Below are 25,767 nucleotides of genomic sequence, written 5' to 3'. Positions count from 1 at the left end.
GAAGATGGCTGCCTGAAGTCTACTTCTGTGCCCCGTTAAAACGGGGAGGATTACCACGCGGCCAGCTCAGCGCCGCGAGCCGGCCGAGAAGGCGGTGGCGACGAAGGGGGTCGGCATCGCGCTGGCCTGCCGGGCCTTTGATGTCAGCGGGACTTGCTTTCGCTACAGCCCGATGGGCGACGACGAGATGATTGCCGACCTGCTGGTCGGGCTGACCAATATCCATAAGACTTGGGGTTTCGGCTTGTGCCTCCTGCACCTGCGGAACGTGAAGGGGCACCGCCCGGCGCGCCTTCGCGTCGAACCACACGCCGCAACCACGGACATCTTCCGGCGGGTCTGCCGCGAATCGAGCGGGTGATCGAGCCGAACAGCTTGCTCTGGTCGTCATTGTCGCTCGGACCAATGGCGCTCCAATGGCAACCATCGAAGATCACGATCAGATACATCCGATCCAGAGCACGGCTCTGCCATTCCCGAACCTCGTCCAGCACGGCATTGGTAACGCGGCTGATCAGATCAGGCGAGACCTGCAGCCCGTAGAGGTCCAGCAGATGCGCCTGTATGTCCCGGACCGTCAGTCCGGCAGCGTAAAGCCCGATGATCTTGTCGTCCATCCCGTCGATCAGGGTCTGGCCCTTTTTCACCAGTTTCGGCTCGAAGCAGCGGTCGCGCGGCACGGCCACCGGCAATACGCCGTCCTGACCTTTCAGCACTTTGGTCGACGCTCCATTCCGGCGGTTCGACTGTCCGGGCGGTGCTTCCTTGCCCTCCTCATAGCCCAGGTGCGCGGTCAGTTCGGCGCCCAGCATCCGCTCCATGAGCCGATCTTCAGCTCCTTCATCAGCCCGGCATTGCCAAGCAGGTCCTCAGGGCGCTCAACGCCCTTCAGCAGCTCATCGAGGGTTTCCTTGGAGATCGTCATGCATGCTTCCTTTCGATGAAGCATGGACCGGATCACTCATACACAGAAGATCTGACACGCTCCAACCTCGGCTTCAGTGACGGCCGTTTGCAGATCATCGAAAACCAGCTGACGCTCATCCGGGGGCAACGGCTCGGATCGCTTGCCATAAAGCGCATGGCGCAGCTCGGCGATCAGGTAGTCCTGACCTTCGGTCCGCGTCTCCAGCCCTGTGACCTTGGCCTGTGACCTTGGCCTGCATGGCTGCAAACGCCTCACGCACCGCAGGCGGAAGGTTGTCCAGATCAAAGGGGAGTTCGGCGGGCGCAGACATGGCGATTTATACCGCATGACCCCGTCGCCCACCTTCGGCCAGGAAAAGCTACCTTGCTCCAGCCGTTTGTAGATCATCACGATCCCGCTGCCGTCCCAGAACAGAACCTTGATCCGGTCGCCAGGCCTGGCGGAACACAACCGTCACCCCCGCCTTCGGTGCAAAGCCCAAACCACGGGCGCCATGGCCGCAAGGCCGTCATGTCCCTTGCGGAAGTCTACCGGCTTCGTCGCGATCACGATCCTGGCGGCCTGATCGGGGAGGATCACAGCACCTTCCTCAGCGCCGCCGCCAAGGCCGCCGCGCGGTCTGGGCTGCAATCCGGTGTCACATGCAGAACGGCCCCACAAATCTCGACCCTGATCACGCCCGTGCCGGCCGACGCGGCAATATCAGCCAATGGCTCGATCACCAGCGGCACGAAGGTCGGGGCCGTATCGATCGGAACCACTAGTTCTCCTTGGCGCGCCGGACCGCGCCATCCCGAAAGGTGCCGGGCAATCAACCCATACTTTGCCGTAACATCGCAGACCCGTGTGCCGGGCTGAAAACTCTCAGCCGCAATCCGCGCCTTGAAATCATCCGGCCAACGCCGACGCCCGGTCGGTCCAGCAAGGACCTCGACCCGCGCACCTCCATCCGGTGCTCGATTTGGTGCTCCATCGCCAGCCTCCCGCAAACTCAGTCGCACGACGGCATGACCGATGCAGCATCAGGCCGAAACCACAGGGCCCACGCACCGCTTACGTTTCAGCAGGCCGATCCATCCAATCGGGAGCACCAACCGTGAAGCAGTCCGCCTGCCGCGCAGCGGCTGCGTTCAATCCCTCTTCTCAAACACGCTCTTGGCCGCCGCGGCCGCTGGTATCATAGGGCCTGAGTCCCAAGTTCCGCTCAGGTCTGGTGGTTAATTCGATCTAGGGTAGCAGGAAATTCCGCCGGGGAGTGTCCTCGGCGAGCGCTTCCGCCTCGTCCTTCAATGTTACGCCCGAGACGCCGCGACGGCGGGCCTCGGTCATCAGGAACAGGAGTTTGTGCGCCGCCGCCGCATGGCTCAGGCCGGCGGCGCGGACGTTCGAGATGCAGTTGCGCGCTTCGTCCGTCAGGCCGACGCGCGGCGCGGCGGTCAGGTAGAGGCCGAGGCTGTCGGGAGAGCTCAGGCCCGGGCGCTCTCCGATCAGAACCACGACCATCGCCGCGTCAAGCCCCGCGCCGATCTCGTCCCCGATGGCGACGCGGGCCTGGGTGACGATGGCGAGCGGGCCAATGCGCCAGTCGGCATCGCGCAGCGCCGAAACCATCACCGAAAGGAACGGCGCCGCGTTTTCCTCGATCGCCCGTGCCGAAAGCCCGTCGCCGATCACGAGGACGACCTCCGGCGCCATCTCCGACGCCTCCCGCGCGGCAAGTGCGGCGCGGGAGGCGTCGTCGAGGCGGCGGCCCTTGTCTGGGCGCTGGAGATATTCCGCCCGGCTTGCCGCCGCGCTCGCCAGCGGCAGAACCTCAAGCCCAAGCGGCTCCAGCCGGGCCGCGAGTTGCGCCACGTCGAGCGCCGCGTGCACCGCCGTCCGGGCCTGCGCATGGGCGAGCTGGAAATCGAGATGCGGCCGGGTGGGCAGGCTGGTGCCAGCCCGCCCGAGAGCGATGCGTGCCGGCGTATAGGCGCGAAGCCCGCTCCAGGGGTCGCGACCGTTTACGGGGGGCTTCTCGCTCATGCGCCCACGATCCCCTCGATGGCCCGTGCAAAGGGCTTCGGCAGAGTGCTGCCCAGGAGCCGGCGCTCGTCCGCGTCGAAGATTCCCGTCCGGCGGAGCCAGCTCTCGAACTCTGGGGCAGGGCGGCGGCCCAGCACCTTCCGCGCATAGAGGGCGTCATGAAACGAGGTGGTCTGGTAGTTCAGCATCACATCGTCCGAGCCGGGGATACCCATGATGAAGGTGATCCCCGCGACGCCTAGCAGGGTCAGGAGCGTGTCCATGTCGTTCTGGTCGGCCTCTGCGTGGTTTGTGTAGCAGATGTCGCAACCCATGGGCAGGCCGAGGAGCTTGCCGCAGAAATGGTCCTCAAGGCCTGCCCGGATGATCTGCTTGCCGTCATAGAGATATTCCGGCCCGATGAAGCCCACGACCGTGTTGACCAGCAGCGGCCGGAACCGCCGCGCCACCGCATAGGCGCGCGCCTCCAGCGTCTGCTGGTCGACGCCGTGATGGGCGTTGGCGGAAAGCGCGCTGCCCTGCCCGGTCTCGAAATACATTACATTGTCGCCCAGGGTGCCCCGCCCGAGGCTGAGCCCCGCCGCCTGCCCCTCGGCGAGCACGGCGATGTCGACGCCGAAACTCCGGTTCGCGGCCTCGGTGCCGGCGATGGACTGGAACACGAGGTCTATCGGCACGCCCCGGTTGATCAAATCGATCGAGGTCGTGACATGGGTCAGTATGCAGGATTGCGTGGGTATCTCGTAAGCCCGGATCACCTCGTCCAGCATCCGCACCAGTGTTTCCACCGCGGCCGGGCTGTCGGTCGCGGGGTTGATGCCGATCACCGCGTCGCCATTGCCATACATGAGCCCGTCCAACAGGCTCGCGGCGATCCCGGCCGGATCATCGGTCGGATGGTTCGGCTGCAACCGGGTCGAGAGCCGTCCCGAAAGGCCGATCGTGTCGCGAAAGCGGGTGACGACCTCGCATTTGCTGGCGATCAGGATCAGGTCCTGGTTGCGGCAGATCTTCGAGACCGCTGCCACCATCTCGGGCGTCAAGCCCGGCGCCAGGGCCCGAAGCGTTGCGGTATCCGCGAAATCGGACAGCAGCCAGTCGCGCAAACCGCCGACCGTCAGATGCGCGACCGGCGCGAAGGCCTGGACATCATGGGTGTCGATGATGAGGCGCGTCACCTCGTCCGCCTCGTAGGGCACGACGAGATCTTGCAGGAACGTCGAAAGCGGCAGGTCGGCGAGCGCCATCTGCGCGGCCACCCGCTCCTCCTCGTCGGCGGCGGCGATCCCGGCAAGCCGATCACCGGAACGCTCGGGCGTCGCCTTGGCCAGGAGATCGGCCAGAGTGTCGAAGCGGAAGGTATGATTGGTGATCGTATGTGCGTAGCTCGGCATACTTCTCTTCCTTCGTGCGAAGCGGCCCGCCTCCGGGCCGGTTCAGGGGCGTTCAGATGGTTTCCGCCTCGATCTCGCGGTCGAGCGGCGCTATCGCGCGTTGATGCGCGGTCAGGCGGAAGTAGACATAGCCGAGCGCGAGGAAGATTACGAAGATCACCGCCACCGTGAAGTTGTAGTAGGTTATCGCGAGCAGGCAGATGATCGCCGCGCCCATCGAGAAGGCCGGGAAGAACGGATAGAACGGCGCCTTGAACGGGCGCTCCATCTCGGGCTTCAGTTCACGCAGGCGGAACAGGCTCATCATCGACAGGATATACATCAGGATCGCGCCGAAGACTGCCATGGTGACGATGTTCGCCGTCAGCGGCAGGCCCCCGATGGTGATGAACTCGTCCGAGAAGATCGCGATGATGCCGACGATCCCACCCGCGATGATCGCCCGGTGCGGCGTCTTGAACCGTGGATGCACGGTGCCGAAATAGGCGGGCAGATAGCCCGCCCGGCCGAGCGCGAAGATCTGCCGCGAATAGCCGATGATGATGCCGTGGAACGAGGCGACGAGGCCGAAGAGCCCGAGCCAGACCAGCATGTGCAGCCAGCCCGAGCTGTCACCGACAATGAAGCGCATCGCCTGCGGCAGCGGGTCGTTGATATTGGCGAGCTTGGTCCAGTCGCCGGCCCCGCCCGCGAAGATCATCACGCCGAGCGCGAGCGTGACGAGGGTGAGGACGCCGGCCACATAGGCGCGCGGTATCGACTTCTTCGGATTCTTGGCTTCCTCGGCGGCCATGGCCACGCCCTCGATAGCAAGGAAGAACCAGATCGCAAAGGGAATCGCCGCGAACATGCCCGAGATCGCTGCGCCAGAGAAGGTGTTGGACCCGGCCCAGCCGCCGGCCGTGAAATTCGCCGAGGAGAAGCCGGGTGCCACCACGCCCATGAAGACCAGAAGCTCGAAAATCGCGAAGAGCGTTACGACCAGCTCGAAGGTCGCGGCGATGGAAACGCCGACGATGTTGAGCGCCATGAAAACCACATAGGCAGAGACGGCCGCCGTCTTCGGCGAAAGGCCAGGGAACTGGATATTGAGATAGGCGCCGATGGCGAGCGCGATCGCCGGGGGTGCGAAGACGAATTCGATCAGCGTCGACATGCCGGCGAAATAAGCGCCAGTTTCGCCGAGCCCGGCATGGGCATAGGCGAAGGGTCCGCCCGCGTGCGGGATAGAGGTGGTCAGTTCGGTGAAGGAGAAGATGAAGGTCGTGTACATCGCCGCGACGAAGGCCGTGGTGACGATGAAGCCGAGTGTCCCCGCGCTGCCCCAGCCATAACTCCAGCCGAAATACTCGCCCGAGATGACGAGGCCGACCGCGATGCCCCAGAGCTGGAGCGTGGTGAGGGTCTTGGAGAGCTCGTTATGCCCGACAGTGCCGATATGTTCGTGTGCCATGAGTCCTCAATCGGAGCGGGCTGGGGGCGACAGGCCGCCGGGCCCTGCGTTGCAATCGAAAAGGATGCACCCCGGCGCGACTCGCCGGATGATATGCCCTCAATAGCAACGCTGCATGGTTGCCAAATAGCCAGTTTTGGCAAACCGGCGCCCGTTTGTGCGAAAGTGTCTGGACCGGCGGGAATCCGCGCCGCAGCCTTGGAGGAGAAGGGAGGAGCGGAAGGTAAGGTGCATGAAGTCGTCGCCGGAAACATGGGCGTATGTGGCGCCGGGCGGCGCTGGATCCTGGATCATGCCGACGCGTCGGCTGCTCACCAGCGACATCGACGAGCAATCCGCGCTGCTCACCGGATGGAACCAGAGCTATGACCAGCTTTCCGCCGGCCGCTTCACGGGTGAGTTGACCGAGGCCCGGCTCGGCTCGACCTATTTCTTCCGCGAGGTGACAAGCACCGCGCTGCGCCAGACCGGCGCGCTCGGCCACGACCTTTGCGCGATCGGCGTTCCTCTGGCACTCGAAGGTGTGGCGACCTTTTGCGGTGATGCCTGCGGTTCCGCGAAGCTCCATCTCTTTTCCGGGAGCGACGGATTCGAGTTCCACTCCCCGTCCGGCCTCGACATCCTCGGTGTCGTCCTGCCCCGCGCCGATCTCGTCGCGCCGCTGGTCGAGGAGGATTTCGCGCGGGTCGAGCCGCTCCTCGCCCGGCCCGGACTTCTGCCCACCGATCCAAAGGCGATGGCCGAGTTCGCCAGGCTCGCGCGCGAGAGCCTCGAACTGCTGGCCGAGCGCGATTGCGTCCCGCGTCGCCTGACCACCATGGAGCGCGAGTTGCGCGCGGCCCTGATTCGTGCCCTGCTCGAAACGGAAGAGCGCGCCGGTCCGCCACCGCTCACCCTCGCCCGCCGGGCGCGGCTGATGCGCGAGGCCCGCGACTATGCCGCTCGCGATACCGCCGAGGCGGTGCCGAGCGTCGAGGAAATCTGCCAAGCGCTTCACGTCAGCCGCCGCACATTGCAATATTGCTTCCAGGAGGCCGTCGGCGCGAAGCCCGCGACTTATCTGCGCGCGGTGCGAATGAATGGCGCGCGGCGCTCGATCAAGGCGGGCGAGAGCGTAACGGATGCCGCGACCCACTGGGGCTTCTGGCATTTCGGCCGCTTCGCGCGGGAGTACCGTTTTCTTTTCGGAGAACTGCCCTCAGCGACCGCTCGGCGGCATTGCCGCCCGCGTTGACACTTAGCCCGATCCTGCTTCCGGACATCTGGCGTTCATGGATGAAATCCAGGACCAACGGGACAGGCAGCCGGATCAACAGCACCAGTTTTCGAATGATCGAACTCTGCTTAAGATTGATCGCTGCCTTGGCCCAATCAGGATCAGGCCTGCGCCCGTTGAATGCCCGCGAATCGGCGAGGATCGGATTTCAAAGCTAAAAGAATATGTTACGATAATCGGCAGGTTCAGGAACTTGGCGTTCGACCAATCGCAAGTATCGTTGACGGCGCGCCCGTTCCGACAACCGCGTGGGATCGGCCCGCTTTGCCCGATGTTCATGGTAGGTGGACGGGGCGATCAGCAGAACCGTGCAGATCGGCTCAGGGGCAGGCCACGACCCTTTGTCGCTGCTCTCCCAGCCCGTCGATGCTCAGGCGCATCACATTGCCGGGCCGCAGGAACAGCGGAGGATCCTGGGCAAGACCGTTGCCCGGCGGGGTTCCGGTCGTGATGACATCGCCCGGTTGCAGGCTCATGAAGCCCGAAACATAGGACACGATCCGCGCCACGCCGAAGATCATCGTTCGGGTATTGCCGTCTTGATAGCGCTTTCCGTCCACCTCGAGCCAGATGGCGCGGTCCGAGACGTCGCCCGCCTCATCGCGGGTAACGAGCCAGGGGCCAAGTGGGCCGAAGGTGTCGCAGCTCTTGCCCTTGTCCCAGGTGCCGCCGCGCTCAAGCTGGAAATCGCGGGCCGAAACGTCGTTGACGACGCAATAACCCGCGACGTGGTCCAGCGCGGTCTCCTGCGGGATATAGACGCCTCCTTGGCCGATGACGATGCCCAGTTCCACCTCCCAGTCCGGTTTGGTGCAGCCGCGCGGGATGACGACATCGTCGTTCGGCCCGCTGATCGAACTGGTGGCCTTCAGCAGGATCACCGGCTCCTGGGGAATGGGCTGGTCCACTTCCGCGGCATGGTCGAGATAATTCAGGCTGATGGCGATGAACTTGCCCACGCCGCCGACGCAGGGACCAAGGCGGGTTCCGGGCGGCACGATGGGCAGTGCCAAGGGGTCCAGCCCGGCCAGGCGCGCCAGCGAGGCGGGTGCAAGCCCCGCGCCGGCCAGGTCGTCCAGATGGGCCGACAGGTCGCGGATGATGCCTTGGGCATCCAGCAGGCCCGGACCCTCGCGGCCCTTTTCGCCATGGCGCAGAAGTTTCATGCGGTCCTCCGCAGTTCGGGGTAGAAGTCCAGCAAGTCGCGGCCCGGCGGCATCAGGCCGCCCTGGCGCAAGGCTCCGGCCCAACGGGCAACCTGGGCCGCGTCGGCTGCGGGATCGGCCTTCCAGATCCCCGCGCGGGCCGAACGTTCCAGCTGCGCTGCCAGTGCCTGGGCCGGGATCGCGGGAAATTCGGGCCCCAGCAGCGCCGCCGCCTCGATGGAGGGATGGGCGTAAAGCCAGGCCACCGCGTGGGCCAGGGCCTGCCGGAACGAACCGAGGGCCGGCGCGAGCCGGGCGGCGGCTTCGGCGGGGGCACAATAGACGCTCCACGGAACGGGGCCAAGGGCGGGGGCGACGGGGGCGAGTTCGTGCAGGCCATGCCCCTGGGGCAATCCTTCGGGATCGGCCAGCATCAGGTCGCCCACACCGCGCCGGAATTCCGGCACCGCCTGCTGCGCGGAAAAGCCGATGATCGGGCGGATATCGTCCAGCATCAGGCCCTTGTTGGTCAGCGCCTGCCGGAAGGCCGCCCAAGGGGTCGGCACATTGGTCGGATGGACCAGCACCCCGGCGCCGCGCAGCCTGGCCCAGTCGAATTCCGCCCCCGTGACGGGCGTGCGCGACAGCAGGACGTGGCGCGTGTGCTGGTTGCTCTGGCCGACGACGACCGGCACGACGCCCTCTTCGGCCAGGCGCAGCGCGAACAGAAGGCTGCCCAGCACCATGTCGGCGGTCCCGTCCCGCAGGCAGCGGGTGATGGCGGAATCCCCCGCCGGACTGTCGATCAGCCGCACCTGGACCCCCGCCGCCGGGAACAGGCCCAGGGCGCGGGCCACATATTGCGGCGCATAGGCGGGATGGCGCGCGCTGGAGACGGTCAGTTGCGGCAGCGCCATCCTAGCAAAGCCCCGCCGCCATCAGCGAGGGCGAGGGCACCCCCGCCGCCGCGCCGCCGCCAAGCTGTGCCTCGACCGGGGCGATCATGCTGCTGATATGGCGATACATCAGATCATGCGCCCGCTCGGGATCGCGGGCGATCAGCGCCTCGGCCAGTAGGACATGTTCCTTGGCATGGCTGGCTACCATCGAGGAACCCACCGAGACCTCCTCCAGCACCCCCGTCAGCGAGGGATTGGCTGGTTCCAGCAGCACCATCGCGATCGAGATCAGCATAGGGTTGCAGGATGCCTCGGCGATCATGCGGTGAAAGCGCACCGAGCTTGCCGCCTGGGGCACCCGCGCCGCCTCGACATCGGCGACATGGGCGCGGGCCTCGGTCAGGATGTCCTGCAACTGGCCATTGCTTGCGCGCAGGGCGGCAAGGCGGGCGCCCTCGGATTCCACCGCCCGCCGGACCAGCAGCAATTCGCACAGTTCGGAAAGATCGGTCACGTTGGCCGCGTTCATCAAAAGCGCGCTTTTCTTCTTCAGCTCCCTTCGGCTGTGCAGTTCGGCCAGACGATCGAGCCCGTCGCGTGTGATGGTGCGCCCGCGCTTGCCGCCGCCGCGCGTCAAGCCCAGCAGGTCGAGCTGTCGCAGGAAACGTCCCGCCGTCGCCTGCGACAGGGAATGCCCCTTTTCCTGGAACACCTCGGACAGGCGCATGGAGCCGACCGGACCCTCGGCCTCGGCCAGCACGGAAAGCGAGATCAGTTCCAGCGCCTCGTTTCGATCATTTTCCATCGTTGGCCTCTTGCTCTTGTCTCCAATCCCGCGATTCAAGCACGCAGCACAACGTAATCAAGGCGGAAATCACCGGAGTCCTCAGCCCCGACCGCTGCGCCAGCCTCTCTATGGGCACCAGCCCGAAAGGCACGTCCTCGGTGAGGAAGCGAGGGGCAAAGCTGCGTCCGATCCGGGGCGGCAAAGCCTCGCGCGCGCCGGGGCCATAGCTGCGGATGCCGAATTCCGCGCGGGGAATGGCCAGGTGCCCGAACCCCATCGCCACCATCGCCGCCATCCGCTCGGCATCGACCGCCGCGCGCAGGGACAACACCTCGGGGCCGCTGAAATCCTCCAGATAAAAGGCGCCGCCGCGCATCGCATCTGGCGCGACCGGGCGGCAATGCCGCGCCTCGGCGGCGTTCAGCACATAGCTGGGCACATGCGCGACGGGGTTTTGATTGTTCAGGGCCGAGGCCAGGGCATTCTCGGCCGGTTCGATCCCCGGAACGATCCCGGCCAGCAGCGCATGATGGGCGCGGGCAAGCGCCGGATCGGCGGCCGACAGTTCCATCCAGGTCTTGCGGGCGGCCACATGGATATGGCCGGCGGCGGGACAGCAGACCAGATAGGGTGTCGTATTCAGTTCCAGGACCGAGGGCGTGGCCCGGCACCCCGCCGCCTCCAGCGAGGCCAGGAACCGCGCGGAGCCGCCGACATAGCCGTTCGCCAGCAGGACGACATGATCGTCGTCAAGCGCCGCCGCCATGGCGCGCGCGACCTCGGCGTGGCGATCAACGGTGGTGGCGACGACGATCACCCGCTGCTCGGCCGCCGCCGCCGCATCCAGATGCAGCGGCGGCAGAGGACAGGCGAAGCTGCCGAGATGTCCGGTCACGCGAATCCGCCCGGCCTCGGCCAGCGCCTGGGCATGCGCGCCGGGCCGTTCGACCAGGCAGGCCGGCGCTTGCCCGCCGCGCGCCAGATCCGCCGCCAACGCCTGGCCGATGGCCCCCGCGCCAACGATGGCGATCCCCTGCGCCCGCCTCATGCCGCAGCCCCCCCGTGCAGGAAGCGGCCCTGTCCTGGCGCGGCCAGGATCTGCCCCTCGCGCGCGATCTCGGTGCCGCGCAGCCAGGTCGTTACGATGGCGGCCCGCGTCTGATGCCCGTCCCAAAGCCGTGCCGCGTCGCGCGACAGCGAATGCAGGCGCTGGCGGTCGATGCGGCCTGGACGATTCATATCCACCAGCAGGAAATCCGCATCGGCGCCGGGTATCAGTTCGCCTTTGCGCGGGTGCAGGCCGAACAGCCGCGCCACGTTGCGCGATACCAGCCGGGTCAGGGCGGGCAGGCCGATGCGGCCCGCCGCCGCCGCATCCAGCAGCAGCGGCAGCACGGTTTCGACCCCATGCACTCCGGAAGGGGCGCGCCAGATCTCGGCCAGCCCCGCCGCCTTGGCCGCGTCGGCATAGGGGGCGTGGTCGCTGCCGATGTAATCCACCACCCCCTCTGCCAGGGCGGCCCAAAGCGCGGCGCGGTCGGATTCCGGGCGCAGCGGCGGATTGATCTTGGCATAGGGGCCAAGTTCGGCCATCCGCGCCTCGGTCAGCAGCAGGTGATGCGGGCAGACCTCGGCGGCGACGGGCTGGCCGCGGCCGCGCGCCTCGCGGATGCGGGCCAACGCCCCCGCCGTGCTGACATGGGCGATGCCGATCCGCGCGCCGGCGGTCCGGGCCAGCAGGATGGCGCGGCCGACCGCCTCTTCCTCGGCATGGGGTGGGCGGGCCTCGCCATGTGCCATGGGGTCGATCCGACCCGCCTGGCGCAGGGCCCAGGTCATCTCGGCGCAGATCGCCTCGCTCTCGGCGTGGAGGATGCCCATGAGGCCGGTCGCCGCGATCTGGCGCATCGCCGTCAGGAATGCATGGTCGTCGGCCAGACAACGCGACCAGTTGTCCTCGGGGGCGCCGGGGGCCGGGGCATTCATGAAGGACTTGAAGGCGATGGCGCCGGCACGGGCCAGCCCGACGATTTGCGCCGCATTGCTGGCTCCCGCGCCGCCGTAAAGTGCGAAGTCCACCCGTGCGCGGGGTTGCAGATATTCCGCTTTGGCGCGCAGGATCTCGTCCGAGGCGACGGCGGGCACGGTGTTGGGCATGTCGAACACCGTCGTCACTCCCCCGATCGCGGCGGCGGCGGTGCAGGTCTGGAAGTCGTCCAGCGAGGTCTGGCCGGGATCGCGCATATGGACATGCGGGTCGATCATCCCCGCCATCACATGCAGGCCGCGCGCGTCGATGTCGCCGGATCCCGGCGTCGCGCCCGGCGCCTCAAGCCGCAGCACGCGCCCGCCGCGAAAGACCAGATCGGCCTCGACGACGCCATCGGGCAGGACGACCCGGCCGCCGCGCACCGCGCGCTCGCGCTTGGGGTCGGTGATTGCGCTCATCGCCTCAATCCTTGTCCATCATCACCACGGCACCCTTCACATGGGTGAAGGCAAGAAGCGCGTCATAGCCCTTTTCGACGCCGTAGCCGGATTTCTTGCGACCGCCGAACGGCAGCTCCACCCCGTTCGAGAAGGTGTTGACCATCACCTGCCCGCAATACAGCTCGCGCAGCAGCCAGTTCGCGCGCCCGATGTTGCGGGTCCAGACGCCGGCGACCAGCCCGTAATCCGTGCCGTTGGCCAGGGACACCGCCTCGTCCAGATCGGCGAAGGCGGTCACCGCCAGGACCGGGCCGAAGATCTCGCGCTGCGCGATGGCGGCCTGGGGCGGAACATGGTCGAAAAGCGTCGGCTGGAAGTAATAGCCCGCCTCGTATTCGGCGCCGGGCGGCCGGCCGCCGCCGGTGACCAGTTCGGCCTCGGCGCGCCCGGTCTCGACCATCTCGCCGATGCGGGAATGTTGCAGGGCCGAGATCACCGGCCCCAGGTCGGGATCGGCATGGCCGGGCCCGATACTGGTGCGCTGGAAGATGCCGGCCAGGCGGCGCACCACCTCGTCATGCACATCGCGGTGGACCAGCAGCCGCGCCCCGGCCGAGCAGGTCTGCCCGGCATTTTGCAGGATCGCCTGGGCGACAACCGGGACGGCAATGTCCAGATTGGCGTCGGCCAGCACGATATTGGGCGACTTGCCGCCCAGTTCCAGCGCCGCCGGGATCAGGTTCTGCGCCGCCGCCGTCGCGATCATCCGCCCGACCGGCACCGAGCCGGTGAACGAGATATGGTCGATGCCCGGATGGCCCGACAGCGCCGCCCCCGCTTCGGCGCCAAGACCCGGAACCACGTTCAGGACGCCCGCCGGAAAGCCGGCCTCAAGCACCAGTTCAGCCAGCCGGACCGAACTGAGCGGCGCCTGCTCGGCCGGTTTCAGAACGCAGCAATTGCCTGCCGCCAGGGCCGGCGCCAGCGTGCGGCAGGCGATGCCCAGGGGATAGTTCCACGGGATGACGTGGCCGGTGACGCCATGGGCCTCGCGCAGGGTGAAGGTCAGCCTGTCGGTGCCCGCCGGGATCACCGCGCCGAACACCGCCTCGACCATATGGGCGTAATATTCGAAATAACGCGCGGCGAAGGCCACATCCACCTTGGCCTGACGCAGCGGCTTGCCGGTATCGCGGCTTTCCAGCGCCGCGAGATCCGCCGCATGGGTGGTGATCACCTGCGAGAAGCGCAGCAGCAGCCGGGCTCTTTCGGCGGCGGTCGTCAGGCGCCAGCCGCCTTCATAGGCTTGGCGGGCGGCGGCGACCGCCTGATCGACCTCATCCGCGCCGCAACGGGCGGCATGGGCAAAGACGGTGCCCTCGGCGGGGTCGATCACCTCGATCCGCGCGGCAGTCATCACCGGCTGGCCGCCTATGATCGCGGGATATTCCCGGCGGGAACCAGGATCTTGGCACATCAGGCGCTCCTCTCGAAAGTCATGTGATTGGCCAGCCAGTGGCGGGCAATGTCCTCGCGCCGCGCGAACCAGACATCGCCCTGCGCAAGCGCGTATTCGAGGAAGCCGCGCAGACCCGCCATGCGCCCGGCCTGCCCGGTATGGCGCGGATGCAGGCCGATGGACATCATCTTGGGGGCGCCTGACGCGCCCTCGCGGCGCAGTTCGTCTAGCCCCAGACGGCAGGTCTGCCAGAAATCCATCGGGCTGGTATAGCCCATAGGCTGAACCAGCCGCCCTTCGGTATAGGTCAGGGTATAGGGCACCACCAGGTGGCCACCCGGCCGGCCGGGGAAATACGGCAGATCGTCGTTGTAGGAATCGGAATCGTAAAGGAACCCCCCTTCCTCGATCAGCAGATCGCGGGTGCGGATGCTGGCGCCGGTGCGCGACCGCCAGCCGACGGGACGCCGCCCGGTGGTGCGGGTCACCGATTGCACCGCCAGCGCGATGCGCCGCCGCTCTTCCTCGGGGTTCAGCAGCCAGGGTTCGCTCCAGCGCCAGCCGTGGCAGCAGATGTCGTGACCGCACTCGCGCACCCAGGCACAGACCTCGGGATTGCGTTCCAGAGCCACGGCGGCGGCAAAAAGCGTGACGGGAATGTCGTGGGCGTCCAGCAGCTCGGCCAGCCGCCAGATCCCGGCGCGGCTGCCGTATTCGAACAGGGATTCCACCGCCAGGTCGCGATGCCCCTCGCCGATGGGATAGGTGCCGCCCAGACTTTCGCCGCGGCCGTCGCCCGAGGGCATCGAGCGTTCGGCGCCTTCTTCATAGGCGATGCAGAAATTCACCGCGACCTTCGCGCCATTGGGCCAGATCACGCGGGGCTTGCGGCGGCCATAGCCAATGAAGTCGCGCTGCGGTCCGGGAACGGGCTGATCCTGAAAGTTCATCGACTGCTCCTGTTCACAGGGCCGGGCCGGCGGCCGCGCCCTGGATCTTGCGTTTCTGATAAAGCGAAGGGTCCGGCCGCAGCGATGAGGCTACCAGTTGCCGGGTATAGGAATGTTGCGGCGCGTCGAGGATCCGGGTCACCGGGCCGGTCTCGACGATGCGGCCCGACTGCATCACCGCCACCTGGTCGCAAGTGCTGCGGATCACGTCGAGATCGTGCGAGATGAACACATAGCTTAGTCCCTTGTCGCGCCGCAGGTCGTTGAACAGGTTCAGCACCTGCGCCCGCACCGAGACATCCAGCGCCGAGACCGGCTCGTCCGCCACGATGATGCGCGGACCGGCCGCGATGGCGCGCGCGATCCCCACGCGCTGGCGCTGGCCGCCGCTGAGATCCTTGGGAAAGCGCCCGGAATAGCGCGCGGGCGGGTTCAACCCCACATCGCCTAGCAGGGCGCGCACCCGTTCCTCGATCGCGGCGGCGGGCATTGGTTCGGCCCGTTCGCGCAGCGGTCCCGCGATCGAGGCGCCGATGGTCTTGCGCGGATTCAACGAGGCATAGGGATCTTGGAACACCATCTGGATCGCCTGGCGGCCCCGGCGCAGTTCCTCGTCGCGCAGGGCCAGGAAGTCCCGGCCCTCCAGCAGGATGGTGCCGCCGTCGGATTCCGTCAGCCGCGTGATCAACCGGGCGACGGTGCTTTTGCCCGAACCGGATTCGCCGACGATGCCCAGGGATTCGCCCCGCCGCAGGTCGAAGGATACGTCCTGGACGGCATGTTTCACCGCCCCAGGCCGCGCCAACAGGCCACGCTTGCCGCCGAAGCTCTTGTTCAATCCGCGCACGCTCAGGATCAGGTCAGACATGGGCGTTCTCCGTCCGTTGCAAGAGCCAGCAGGCGGCATCGCGCGGGCGGTCGTGGTTCAGGCCCGGCGTGGGATCGCGGCTGGCGCAGACCGCCATCGCCTGGGGACAGCGGGCACGGAACCGGCAGCCCTTCGGCGGGTCCACCAGGTTCGGCACGACGCCGGGGATCGAGGCCAGCCGCCCCGCGCCTTCGCCAAGGCTTTTCAGCGAGGCGAAGAGACCCTGGGCATAGGGATGATGCGGCTGCTCGAAGAAATCATGCACATCGGCATGTTCCACCATCTGCCCGGCATACATCACATAGACCCTGTCGCAGACATTGGCGACGACGCCCAGGTCATGGGTGATCAGCACCAGCCCCATCTGCCGCTCGGTCACCAATTGGCGCAGCAGATGCAGGATCTGCTTCTGCGTGGTCACGTCCAGCGCCGTGGTCGGCTCGTCGGCGATCAGCACCTCGGGTTCGCAGGCAAGCGCCATGGCGATCAGCGCCCTTTGCCGCAACCCGCCCGAAAGCTGATGCGGATAGGCCCGCCTCACCCGGTCGGTATCGGGAATACGCGCGGCTGCCAGCGCCTCGCCGACCGCCTGGTCCAGCGCGGTGCCGCGCAAGGGCTTGTGGGCGCGCAGCACCTCGGCGATTTGCTCGCCCACCCGGATCAGCGGGTCGAGATAGCTCATCGGATCCTGAAAGATCATGGCGATCCGCGTGCCCCTGACATGGCGCATCTCGCGCTCGCGCAGGGCCAGAAGATCCTGGCCGCCAAGCTCGATCCGGCCGCTGATCACCCGGTCCAGCGGCTGGGGAAGGACGCGCATGATACTGCGCGCCGTCATCGACTTGCCGCAGCCGGATTCGCCCACGATGGCGATGGCCTCGCCTTTGCGGACGGTGAAGCCGACATTCTCCAGCGCATGGACCACGCCCTTGCGGGTGCGCAACTGGGTCGAAACGCCGCGCACGTTCAGCAGCGAAAGAGGAGAGGACAGTTCATTCATGGCCGCGCACCGCATCGTTGAAGGCATCCGCAACAAGGTTCAGGCTGATCGCCAGCGCCGACAGCACCAGTCCGGGAAACACCCCGCACCACCAGGCCAGGCCCAGCAGGCCATAGGCATCCTTCAGCATCAGGCCCAGGCTGCGCGGATCGGGATCGCTGACGCCCAGGAAGCTCAGCCCCGCCTCGATCAGGATGGCGGCGGGCACCTGAAGCGCCGTGGCCACCAGTACCAGGTCGAAGGTATTGGGCAGTATCTCGCCAAAGATCAGCCGGGACCGGGGCGCGCCGTAACCGCGCGCCGCCTCGACGAAAGCCTCGTTGCGCAGCTTGAAGAACTCGGCGCGCACCAGCCGGGCGATCGGTGGCCAGGCCAGGCCCCCGATGACCAGCACCACGACCAGCCGGGACGAGCCGAAGACCGGGATCAAAACCAAGGCCAGGAACAGCACCGGGATGGTCAGGACGAAGTCGGTGATCCGCATCAGAAGCGCGTCGATCCAGCCGCCCAGGAACCCGGCCAAGGCGCCTATGGCCGTGCCGATCACCGCCGCGACCGCACCCGCCAGCAGGCCGACCGTCATAGATATGCGCAGGCCGTAGAGCGTGCCGCTGAAGATGTCGCGGCCCAGGTCGTCGGTGCCCCAGGGATGCGCGCCCCCCGGCGGCATCAGCACGTTCATCGCCTCGACGGCGGTGGGGCGATAGGGCGCGATCCAGGGCGCCAGAGCCGCCGCCGCCGCCAGCAGGCACAGCACCAGAAGCGCGGCAAGGGCGACCTTGCTTTGGCGGAAATGGCGCCAGACCTCAAGCCAATGCGGAACGGTGCGAAGATCCTCCTCTTCAGCGGCGCTGGGGGCATCGTGCAGACTAGCCATGGGTGCGAAGCCTTGGGTTGATGGCGACATAGACCAGATCGGTCAGAACATTGGCGACGATCACCATCACCGATGTCAGCAGAAACATGCCCAGCAGCAGCGGATAGTCGCGCTGCGCCACCGCCTGCACCGTCAGCACGCCCAGCCCCGGCCAGCCGAAGACCGACTCGGTCAGCACCGCGCCCGAGAGCATCAGCCCGACCTGAAGGCCAAGGACGGTCACGATGGGCGTGATCGCGTTGGGCACGGCATGGCGCAGCACCACGCGCCATGGCGACAGGCCCATGGCGCGGGCGGTGACGATGAAATCCGCCCGCAGCGCCGTCAGCATCGAGGTCCGCATCAGCCGGGCGATCAGGCCGGTATAGAACAGCGATAGCACTGCCACCGGCAGCACAAGATGGCGCGCTACGCTTTTCCACCACGCCCAGCCGTCGCCCACGCCCACGTCCACCATGCCCGAGATCGGCAGCCAGCCAAGCTTGACGGCAAAGACCGACAGCGCCAGGAAGCCCAGCCAGAAGGTCGGCACCGAATAGCCCAGTGTCGCCACCGTCATCAGCGCCCGGTCCTGGATCGAGGCCGGTCGCAGCGCCGCGACGGTGCCAAACGCCAGCCCCAGGATGGTGGAAAGCACATAGGTCGAGCCCATCAGCAGCAGCGTCGCCGGCACGCGCAAGGCGATGACCTCGGCCACGGGCTGCTGATAGACATAGGAGGTGCCCAGATCGCCTTGCAGCACATCGCCCAGATAGGCCAGGAACTGCACATGCAGCGGCCGGTCCAGGCCCAGGGTCTGGCGCAGCGCCCCAATCTGGTCGGCCGAGACCGCTCCCTCGCCCACCATCATCGTTATTGGATCGCCGGGCGCCAGATGGATGATCGCGAAATTGACCGCGATGGTGGCAAGGATCAGCGGCACGGCCTGCAACAGCCGCCTGCCCAGGATACCAAGCACCCCCGACATCACTTCGCCTCGACCCAGAGATCGTCCATCGGATCGCGTCCGTCCCAGGGTCCGGCGGGCAGGCCCTGCACATGCACCCGCGCCGCCGACCAGTCGGACCAGTTCATCGGCCAGATCGCCGGAGCGTCGTCGATGATCTTCTGCTGCATCTCGACATAGATCGCCTTGCGCTTGGCGGTGTCGGATTCGGCCGCGCCCTTTTCCAGAAGGGCATCCACCTCGTTGTTGCAATAGCCCATGAAGTTCGAATAGGGCGCAGGACGGATGCTGTCGCAGGAATAGAGCGGGCGCAGGTTGTTCGGGTCGAATGCCGAGATCCAGGCCACGCTGGACAGGTCGAAATCGGCGTCGATATAGGTCGAGGCGGTATAGGGCGCCGATTCCAGCGGCCGCAGTTTCGCGTCGATGCCCACGGCGCGTAGGTTCTGTACCAGGATCTCGTTGGCCTTGTGGAACACCGCCACGCTGGTGCGGGTATTGATCTGCATGGCAAAGCGGAAGCCGTCCTCCTTGACCGGATAGCCGGCCTCGTCCAGCATCTTCCCGGCCAGTTCGGGATCATGGGCATAGCCCTTGAGACTGGTATCCCAGCCCCAACTGCCCGCGTTCAGCGGCCCGACCGCCGGGGTCTCGTGCTTGAAGCTGACCGCATCCGCGATGAACTGGCTGTTCACCGCATGGCTGATCGCCCGGCGCACCCGCACATCGTCGAAGGGCGCGCGGCGCAGGTTGAAGCCGATGGTCAGCACCTTGCCCGCCGCCTCGTCCCCGATCTGGCGCAGCGAGATATTGGAATCCCCCTCCAGCATGGCCAGCGAGCCATAGGGCATGGCCGAGGGCGGCAGATAATCCACCGCGCCCGTCTTCAGCGCCAGCATCCGCGCCGAGGCGTCCGGGATGAAGCGGATGTTCACCGCGTCCAGCCAGGGGCTGTCGAAGGCGTCGGGATTGCGTTCCAGCGTCAGGTGATCGCCCTTGACCCATTCCTTGATGCGGAACGGACCGCCGGTGACCGCCGCCGTCTGGCTGTTCTGATTCTTCAGGGGGTCGGTGCCCTCATAGACTTGGCGGGGCAGGATCGGTGCATAGAAGGAATTGACCAGTTGCAGGAAGGGCGCGTAGGGCCGCTTCAACCGGAACACCACTCGCGCCGGGTCCGAGGCGTCGATGCTGTCGATCACCCCGAAATTCGCTTTGCCGGCCGAATGGTATTTCAGGATCATCTCCTCGAACGAGAATTTCACATCCGCCGAGGTGATCGGCGTGCCGTCGGACCATTTCGCCCCCTGCACCAGGTCGAACTCATAGGTCGCGCCGCCATCCAGCACCCGCCATTCCCGCGCCAGATAGGGCTTCGGCTCGATCCTGGAATCGAATTTCAGCAGCGCGGGATAAAGCTGGGCCGAAATGATCTGGACGTTGATGTCGCTGCTGAGCGGCATCAGACTGGTCGGCTCGGCGAAAATTGCCAAGGTCAGCGCACCGCCCCGGACGGGTTCCTGCGCCATCGCGGCACTGAAGCAGAAGGCGGCCACCGCCAGCACCGAGGTTCCGCCACGCCATTTCGTTTTCATCGTCCTCACCTCACCCTGGAGCCGCGCTTTCACGAATCAGCATCCTGTTTCTGTTGGATTATTTATAATGATCATTAGTGATGATGATGTTGGTAGCAGTCGATTCCGCATGCGTCAAACGTCGCGTGAAAAAACTGGGGAAAGTCGCAGCGGTTTGCGCGAACTGCCGATTTTCATGGCGATTCGCGCAAGAATTGCTCCAGAAGTCGATCCTGACCCCGGATTGCGTCGATGACGACGCCGCATCGAGATCTTAGGGATGGTTCCAGCTTTTACCCGGCGAAGGCCGTCGCCGGGTAAAAGCAGCGATGATTACGCGCCGCAGAAGTCCCGCGCATTGTCACCCGACCGCGCCGGGGATGTTTCCTGGCACCAGGTCGAGCGGCCAATTCGGGTGATAGGGCAGACCGTCGGCCGATCCGCCCCCAAAGCGATCCCTGACGATGCTTCCGGCAATCGGGGTCGCCATACCGCGTGCGAGACAGGAAAGCGGCTGGAACCCGAGGGCGAGCACTGCGTCGATCCTGCCAGCTTTGAGCGGATCGAGAGGCGCCTTGCAGATGCTCGGCCTCTGCTGGATCAGCTATTGCCAGGCGGCGCGGGGGGTGCCGATGATGGGGTCATGCCTTGGGAAACACATGGGCGTCCTGCGGCTGCCAGCGCACATGCAACTGATCCCCGCGCGAGATGCCGCCTATCATCGGATGGCCGAAGTTCAGCCGGACATACAGCGGATCCCCCCAGCCGGTGCGGGCGGTGATGGCGCTGTTGTTGCCCAGGAAGGTCACATCCTCGACCGTGACAGGCAATGTCGCGCCTTGTGGGCCGGCCGCGCCGGCAAGGTCGATCCGTTCCGGGCGCAGCATCAGTTCGGCCCGGTCGCCCGCCGCCCCGGCACCGTGCATGGGCACGTCGGCCAGAACGGTGCCGTCGGTGAAACGCAGGGTGGCGCGGCCGTTTCTCACATCGGCCAGTTCTCCGGTCAGGAAGGCGCTGTCGCCGATGAAATCGGCCACGAAATGCGTGGCGGGGCTGGCATAAAGCTGGGGGCCGGTGCCGACCTGCTCGATCCGGCCGCGGTTGAAGACGGCGATGCGATCCGAAAGTCGCAGCGCCTCTTCCTGGTCGTGGGTGACGTAAAGGATGGTCACGCCGGTCTGCTGGTGGATGCGGCGGATCTCGTGCTGGATTTCCTCGCGCAGCTTCTTGTCAAGCGCGGACAGGGGTTCGTCCATCAGCAGGACCGGCGGGTCATAGATCAGCGCGCGGGCCAGGGCGACGCGCTGCTGCTGGCCGCCGGACATGTTGGCGGGCATCCGATCCTCGAACCCGTCCAGGCGGACCAGTGACAGGGCGCGCTTGACCTTGGCGGCGACCTCGGCCTGAGGCGCGCGGCGCACGCGCAAAGGAAAGGCCACGTTTTCGCCCACCGAAAGGTGCGGGAACAGCGTATAACGCTGGAACACCATGCCGATGTTGCGCTTGTGCGAGGGTGTTTGCAGGATCGACTGGCCGCGCAGCTTGATGTCGCCGGCGGTGGGATCCTGGAAGCCGGCCAGGATATAAAGCGTCGTCGACTTCCCCGAGCCTGAGGGGCCGAGGAAGGTCATAAACTCGCCCTCCGCGATTTCCAGCTCAACATGGTCGGTGGCCACGACATCTCCGAAGATCTTGCGAATGCCGTTGATGTGCAGATATGGACTGGTCATCGGGATTTGCCTTTGCGGATCAGGGCAGCCGCGATCATCAGGACCACGGTCAGCAGGACAAGAAGGGTCGAGGCGGCGGCGATCACCGGCGTCAGGTCCTGGCGCAGCGTGGTCCAGACCTTGACCGGCAGGGTTTGCAGCGTCGGCGAGGCCATGAAGATCGCCAGCACCACCTCGTCCCACGAGATCAGGAACGAGAAGATCGCAGCCGAGAACATCCCGTGGCTGATGGCGGGCAGGGTGACGCGAAAGCGCGCCTCCCACGGGCTGGCGCCGCAAAGGATCGCCGCGTCCTCGACCGAGGGATCGAAGGTTTCCAGCGCCCCCGAGATGGTGATGATCGAGAATGGCAGGGCCACGATCAGATGCGCGATAACGAAGCCCGGCAGCGTGCCGTTCAGCCCCAGCCGCAGGAATGCGGCGTAAAGCGCCACGGCGATGATGACCACCGGCAGGACCATGGGCGTCAGGAAAAAGCCCCGCAGCACCGCCTGGCCCCGGAACTGCCCCCGCACCAGCGCCAGCGAAGCCAAAAGACCGATGGCGACGGACAGCACCATGACGATGGCGGCGATCTTGGCCGAAGTGAAGGCCGCTTGCAGCCAGCGCGGATCGGCGAAAAGCTCTCCATACCATTTCAGCGTCCAGCCCGGCGGCGGAAAGATCAGCCAGCGCGAACTGCCGAAGGACAGCGCGACGATGAACAGGATCGGAAGCAGCAGGAACAGCGCCATCAGCGCGCATATGCCGGACAGGATCCAGCGCCAGGCGCCCAGCTTGTCGAAATTCATCAGCATCAGCGGGCCCTTCCTTCGAACAGGCGCAGTTGCAGGGCGTAAAGCGCCAGGGTGACGACCAGCAGGACAAAGGCGGCGGCGCCTCCCATGCCCCAGTTCACCAGGCTTTGCACCTGCTGCACGATCAGTTCGGCCAGCATCATGTTCGCTGTTCCGCCCAGCAGCGACGGTGTGACGAAATAGCCCAGCGACATGACGAAGACCATCAGCGCCCCCGAGGCGATGCCGGGCGTGGCCAGCGGCAGCAGCACCCGGCGCAGCGCCTGCCCCCTGGTCGCGCCGCAAAGCGCGGCGGCTTGCAGGATCGCGGGGTCGATCTTCTTGATCACGCCGTAAAGCGGCAGGATCATGAAGGGCAGCATGATATAGACCATGCCGATGGTGACGCCGACCAGGTTGTTGGTCAGTTGCAACGGCTGGTCGATCAGGCCGGTGGCCATCAGCATCCGGTTGACCAGTCCGGTCTGTTGCAGCAGCACCATCCAGGCATAGGTCCTGGCCAGCAGGTTGGTCCACATAGACAGCAGGATGATCGAGAACACCAGCCTGGCAATGTGTGGCGACATGATCGCCAAGGCCCATGCGACGGGAAAGGCGATCAACGTGGTGATCAATGTGACCAGCCCCGAGATCAAGAAGGTGTTGAAGAAAATCCGCAGATAGGTCGCCGAGCCCAGCAGGGTCTCATAATTATGCAGGCCGGGCGCCGGTTCGGTGACCGATCGACTCAAGAGTCCCGCGACCGGGATCACGAAAAAGGCCAGAAGCAGCAGCAGGGCGGGTATGGCCATGCCAAACCCCGACCCGCGTCGGGCAGGCGTCAGGAAGGACAGCATCTGTCACCTCGGAGGAGAAAAGCAGATGGTCGCGGCCCGCAGGCGCGTGCCGCAACCGGATGGCCGATCACTTGGCTTGCCAAGCATACCAGCGGTTGCCGATCTCGTCGCGATGCTCGGCCCAATAGGCCATGTCGGCGTTGATCTGGTTGGCGGTCTGCGCGTCTGGCAGGGTGGCGCGCAGATCGGGCTCCATCAGCGAAGGCGAGTCGATGTTGATCGGGGCGTAGCCGGTCTTGGTTGCGAAATCCGCCTGCGCCTTGGCGCTGGTGGCCTCGGCGATGAAGGCCATCGCGGCGTCCTTGTTCTTGGTGCCCTTGGGCACGACCAGGGCGTCGGCTGCGGTGATGTTGTCTTGCCAACTGATACCGACCGGCATCCCGTCTGTCTGAAGCGCCGACAGGCGGCCGTTCCAGAACAGACCTATCGGCGCCTCGCCTGCGGCCAGCAGTTGCTGGCTTTGCGCGCCGCCTTCCCACCAGATGATGCTGGACTTGATCGTATCCAGCCTGGCAAAGGCGCGGTCCAGGTCAAGCGGGTAAAGCTGGTCGGCCGGCACGCCGTCGGCCAGCAGCGCTGCCTCGATCACGCCGGGGGCGGACCATTTGTAGAAGGTGCGCTTGCCGGGGAATTTTTCGGTATCGAACAGGTCGGCCATGGTCGCGGGCTGGGCGACGCCCGGGAAGTTCGCCGGATTGAAGCCGATCACGAAGGAATAATAGAACGACCCCACCGCGTAATCCGACACGAAGCGCGGATCCAGCTTGGCCTTGTCGATGACGGTGAAGTCCAGGGGTTCAAGCAGCCCGGCCTTTCCGGCCTGAAGCGCCCAGTCGAACTCGGCGTCGACGACATCCCAGGCGACCGCGCCGGCCTCGACCATGGCCTTGATCTTGCCATAGTCGGTCGGGCCGTCTTGCAGCACCGAGGTGCCGGATTTTTCGGTAAAGGGCGCGGCCCAGAGCTCGGTCTGCGCATCCTGCGTGGTCCCGCCCCATGAGGTAAAGACCATCTGCTGGGCATTGGCTGCACTGGCCGCCGTGGCGACGAATGCGACCGTTAGAACCGTTTTCATTTGCATTGTCAGTCTCCACTGTTGGTTGGTTGCTATTGTTGCCCGGTTTGTCCGGGTTCGTTCAGCGCATCACGAAAGGGTCGGGGATTGGATCGTCCGAGGTCCGCAGCCAGACCGTCTTGACGGTGGTATAGTCCAGCGCCGCCGCCAGCCCGCCCTCGCGCCCATGCCCGGACAGGCCAAGCCCGCCGAATGGGGCGATGGGCGAGACGGCGCGATAGGTGTTGACCCAGACGATGCCGGCGCGGAGGCCCCGGATCATCCGGTGCGCCCGCGTCAGGTCGCGGGTAAAGACGCCCGAGGCCAGGCCATAGGGCGTGCCGTTGGCGATGCGCAGCGCGTCTTCCTCGGTATCGAAGCCGATCACCGAAAGCACCGGGCCGAACAGTTCCTGCGTCACGCAGGGCGCGTCGGGCGCGGCGCTGCAATCAAGGATCGTCGGCGGGTAATAGAAGCCCTCGCCCCGCGGCGTCCGGCCGCCGGTGACCAGCCCGGCCCCGGCGGCGACCGAGGCGGCGACGATGTCCTCGATCCGGGCGCGCTGGCGCTGGGTGCAGAGCGGCCCGACCTCGGTTTCCATGCTGCGGGGGGTGCCGATGCGCACGGCCTGGGCCTTGGCCTTCAGCCGCGCCAGCATCTCGTCCTTGATGCCGTTCTGCACCAGCAGGCGCGAGCCCGCGACGCAGCTTTGGCCGGTGGCGGCAAAGATGCCCGCGACCTGCGCATTGGCGGCGCTGTCCAGATTGGCATCATCGAAAACGATGAAGGGCGATTTCCCGCCCAGTTCCAGCGAGGTCCTGGACAGGTTCTCGGCCGAGGCGCGCACGATATGGCGCGCGGTTTCCGGCCCGCCGGTAAAGGCGATATGGGCGACCAGCGGATGGGTGGTCAGCGCCTTGCCGGCCTCGGGTCCGCCGGTCAGGACGTTGACGACGCCGGGCGGGAAGCCGGCCCGCTGGACCAGCCGCGCGAATTCCAGCAGCGGCGCGGGCCCGTCCTCGCTGGCCTTCAGCACCACGGTGCAGCCGGCCGCAAGCGCTGGCCCCAGCTTGACCGCCGACAGGAACAACTGGCTGTTCCAGGGCACGATGGCGGCGACGACGCCGACGGGCTCGCGCCGCAGCCAGACCTCCATGTCGGGCTTGTCGATGGGCAGATGCGCGCCCTCGATCTTGTCGGCCAGCCCTGCGTAGTAGCGGTAATACTCCGCGACATAGGCGATCTGGGCCGAGGTCTCGCGGATGATCTTGCCGGTGTCGCGGGTCTCCAGCCCGGCAAGGCGGGGCGCAGCTTCCTGCACCAGATCGGCGAGGCGGAG

Annotated in this window: 24 protein-coding genes and 2 pseudogenes; 3 read left to right on the top strand and 23 right to left on the bottom strand. The window is 66.3% G+C overall.

Going from position 1 to position 25,767, the window contains the following annotated elements; all coding sequences use genetic code 11:
- Nucleotides 1-43: 43 nt before the first annotated feature.
- Nucleotides 44-280: pseudogene (locus tag QM682_RS17500) on the top strand (IS3 family transposase); the annotation flags it as partial.
- A gap of 145 nt (nucleotides 281-425) precedes the next feature.
- On the opposite strand, the pseudogene QM682_RS17495 reads toward QM682_RS17500, so the two are convergent.
- From QM682_RS17495 to eat, 6 genes and pseudogenes are all read right to left on the bottom strand, one after another.
- Nucleotides 426-925, bottom strand: a pseudogene (locus tag QM682_RS17495) (transposase); the annotation flags it as partial.
- Between the two features lie 36 nt (nucleotides 926-961).
- The gene (tnpB, locus tag QM682_RS17490) at nucleotides 962-1,378 is read right to left on the bottom strand and encodes an IS66 family insertion sequence element accessory protein TnpB (RefSeq protein ID WP_415132061.1); all 417 of its coding nucleotides are present in this window, start codon (nucleotides 1,376-1,378) and stop codon (nucleotides 962-964) included.
- Nucleotides 1,379-1,503: 125 nt separating this feature from the next.
- Nucleotides 1,504-1,929, bottom strand: coding sequence for a transposase (locus QM682_RS17485; RefSeq protein WP_415132059.1), 426 nt, complete (start codon nucleotides 1,927-1,929; stop codon nucleotides 1,504-1,506).
- Nucleotides 1,930-2,155: 226 nt separating this feature from the next.
- Complete coding sequence (eutC, locus tag QM682_RS17480) at nucleotides 2,156-2,953, bottom strand: ethanolamine ammonia-lyase subunit EutC (protein WP_415132057.1); 798 nt, start codon at nucleotides 2,951-2,953, stop codon at nucleotides 2,156-2,158.
- Nucleotides 2,950-4,347 (bottom strand): ethanolamine ammonia-lyase subunit EutB, encoded by a 1,398-nt coding sequence (locus QM682_RS17475; protein ID WP_415132055.1) that lies wholly within the window; start codon nucleotides 4,345-4,347, stop codon nucleotides 2,950-2,952. The genes eutC and QM682_RS17475 overlap by 4 nt, the downstream gene beginning before the upstream one ends.
- Before the next feature lie 52 nt (nucleotides 4,348-4,399).
- Complete coding sequence (eat, locus tag QM682_RS17470; protein ID WP_415132053.1) at nucleotides 4,400-5,800, bottom strand: ethanolamine permease; 1,401 nt, start codon at nucleotides 5,798-5,800, stop codon at nucleotides 4,400-4,402.
- A 232-nt stretch (nucleotides 5,801-6,032) separates the two neighbouring features.
- On the opposite strand from eat, the gene QM682_RS17465 reads away from it, so the two are divergent.
- Nucleotides 6,033-7,034: a helix-turn-helix domain-containing protein gene (locus QM682_RS17465; protein ID WP_415132051.1), complete on the top strand. Its 1,002-nt coding sequence runs from the start codon at nucleotides 6,033-6,035 to the stop codon at nucleotides 7,032-7,034.
- Between the two features lie 362 nt (nucleotides 7,035-7,396).
- Here the strand turns inward: QM682_RS17465 and QM682_RS17460 are convergent, their stop codons facing one another.
- From QM682_RS17460 to QM682_RS17405, 12 genes are read right to left on the bottom strand one after another with little or no spacing between them, the layout of a single operon-like run.
- Nucleotides 7,397-8,242, bottom strand: a complete 846-nt coding sequence (locus QM682_RS17460; RefSeq protein WP_415132049.1) for a fumarylacetoacetate hydrolase family protein — start codon at nucleotides 8,240-8,242, stop codon at nucleotides 7,397-7,399.
- The gene (locus QM682_RS17455; RefSeq protein ID WP_415132047.1) at nucleotides 8,239-9,138 is read right to left on the bottom strand and encodes a hypothetical protein; all 900 of its coding nucleotides are present in this window, start codon (nucleotides 9,136-9,138) and stop codon (nucleotides 8,239-8,241) included. Before QM682_RS17455 ends, QM682_RS17460 begins: the two co-directional genes overlap by 4 nt.
- A 1-nt stretch (nucleotide 9,139) precedes the next feature.
- Complete coding sequence (locus QM682_RS17450; RefSeq protein ID WP_415132045.1) at nucleotides 9,140-9,925, bottom strand: FCD domain-containing protein; 786 nt, start codon at nucleotides 9,923-9,925, stop codon at nucleotides 9,140-9,142.
- Complete coding sequence (locus tag QM682_RS17445; protein WP_415132043.1) at nucleotides 9,915-10,955, bottom strand: NAD/NADP octopine/nopaline dehydrogenase family protein; 1,041 nt, start codon at nucleotides 10,953-10,955, stop codon at nucleotides 9,915-9,917. The genes QM682_RS17450 and QM682_RS17445 overlap by 11 nt, the downstream gene beginning before the upstream one ends.
- On the bottom strand, nucleotides 10,952-12,355 hold the full coding sequence (locus QM682_RS17440) for a dihydroorotase (protein WP_415132041.1): 1,404 nt from the start codon (nucleotides 12,353-12,355) through the stop codon (nucleotides 10,952-10,954). The genes QM682_RS17445 and QM682_RS17440 overlap by 4 nt, the downstream gene beginning before the upstream one ends.
- Nucleotides 12,356-12,359: 4 nt before the next feature.
- Complete coding sequence (locus tag QM682_RS17435) at nucleotides 12,360-13,814, bottom strand: aldehyde dehydrogenase family protein (RefSeq protein WP_415132039.1); 1,455 nt, start codon at nucleotides 13,812-13,814, stop codon at nucleotides 12,360-12,362.
- On the bottom strand, nucleotides 13,814-14,746 hold the full coding sequence (locus QM682_RS17430) for a polysaccharide deacetylase family protein (RefSeq protein ID WP_415132037.1): 933 nt from the start codon (nucleotides 14,744-14,746) through the stop codon (nucleotides 13,814-13,816). Before QM682_RS17430 ends, QM682_RS17435 begins: the two co-directional genes overlap by 1 nt.
- A 13-nt stretch (nucleotides 14,747-14,759) precedes the next feature.
- Nucleotides 14,760-15,614 (bottom strand): ATP-binding cassette domain-containing protein, encoded by an 855-nt coding sequence (locus QM682_RS17425; protein WP_415132035.1) that lies wholly within the window; start codon nucleotides 15,612-15,614, stop codon nucleotides 14,760-14,762.
- Entirely contained in the window at nucleotides 15,607-16,614 is a 1,008-nt protein-coding gene (locus QM682_RS17420; RefSeq protein ID WP_415132032.1) for an ABC transporter ATP-binding protein, read from the bottom strand. Before QM682_RS17420 ends, QM682_RS17425 begins: the two co-directional genes overlap by 8 nt.
- The gene (locus QM682_RS17415) at nucleotides 16,607-17,491 is read right to left on the bottom strand and encodes an ABC transporter permease (protein ID WP_415132030.1); all 885 of its coding nucleotides are present in this window, start codon (nucleotides 17,489-17,491) and stop codon (nucleotides 16,607-16,609) included. Before QM682_RS17415 ends, QM682_RS17420 begins: the two co-directional genes overlap by 8 nt.
- Nucleotides 17,484-18,458 carry an ABC transporter permease gene (locus tag QM682_RS17410; RefSeq protein ID WP_415132028.1) on the bottom strand — a complete coding sequence of 325 codons (975 nt, stop codon included), beginning with the start codon at nucleotides 18,456-18,458 and terminating at the stop codon, nucleotides 17,484-17,486. The genes QM682_RS17415 and QM682_RS17410 overlap by 8 nt, the downstream gene beginning before the upstream one ends.
- On the bottom strand, nucleotides 18,458-20,032 hold the full coding sequence (locus QM682_RS17405) for an ABC transporter substrate-binding protein (RefSeq protein ID WP_415132026.1): 1,575 nt from the start codon (nucleotides 20,030-20,032) through the stop codon (nucleotides 18,458-18,460). The genes QM682_RS17410 and QM682_RS17405 overlap by 1 nt, the downstream gene beginning before the upstream one ends.
- A gap of 67 nt (nucleotides 20,033-20,099) precedes the next feature.
- Here QM682_RS17405 and QM682_RS17400 point away from each other — a divergent pair, with 67 nt between their 5' ends.
- Nucleotides 20,100-20,267: a hypothetical protein gene (locus tag QM682_RS17400; RefSeq protein ID WP_415132024.1), complete on the top strand. Its 168-nt coding sequence runs from the start codon at nucleotides 20,100-20,102 to the stop codon at nucleotides 20,265-20,267.
- Nucleotides 20,268-20,652: 385 nt separating this feature from the next.
- Here the strand turns inward: QM682_RS17400 and QM682_RS17395 are convergent, their stop codons facing one another.
- The 5 genes from QM682_RS17395 to QM682_RS17375 form a co-directional block, all read right to left on the bottom strand.
- Nucleotides 20,653-21,741: an ABC transporter ATP-binding protein gene (locus tag QM682_RS17395; RefSeq protein ID WP_415132022.1), complete on the bottom strand. Its 1,089-nt coding sequence runs from the start codon at nucleotides 21,739-21,741 to the stop codon at nucleotides 20,653-20,655.
- The gene (locus tag QM682_RS17390) at nucleotides 21,738-22,538 is read right to left on the bottom strand and encodes an ABC transporter permease (protein ID WP_415132021.1); all 801 of its coding nucleotides are present in this window, start codon (nucleotides 22,536-22,538) and stop codon (nucleotides 21,738-21,740) included. The genes QM682_RS17395 and QM682_RS17390 overlap by 4 nt, the downstream gene beginning before the upstream one ends.
- Nucleotides 22,538-23,329, bottom strand: coding sequence for an ABC transporter permease (locus tag QM682_RS17385; RefSeq protein ID WP_415132020.1), 792 nt, complete (start codon nucleotides 23,327-23,329; stop codon nucleotides 22,538-22,540). The genes QM682_RS17390 and QM682_RS17385 overlap by 1 nt, the downstream gene beginning before the upstream one ends.
- A gap of 112 nt (nucleotides 23,330-23,441) precedes the next feature.
- A complete protein-coding gene (locus QM682_RS17380; RefSeq protein WP_415132019.1) occupies nucleotides 23,442-24,449 on the bottom strand; it encodes an ABC transporter substrate-binding protein in 1,008 nt (335 codons plus the stop codon).
- Between the two features lie 61 nt (nucleotides 24,450-24,510).
- Nucleotides 24,511-25,767: aldehyde dehydrogenase (locus QM682_RS17375; RefSeq protein WP_415132017.1), on the bottom strand; the 1,257-nt coding region annotated here is incomplete at its 5' end.

It is taken from the genome of Paracoccus sp. (in: a-proteobacteria), assembly GCF_047605025.1.
In the GTDB taxonomy this organism is placed as follows: domain Bacteria; phylum Pseudomonadota; class Alphaproteobacteria; order Rhodobacterales; family Rhodobacteraceae; genus Paracoccus.
The sequence above is the reverse complement of the archived record's forward strand: the minus strand, read 5'-3'. Positions and strand labels throughout refer to the sequence as shown.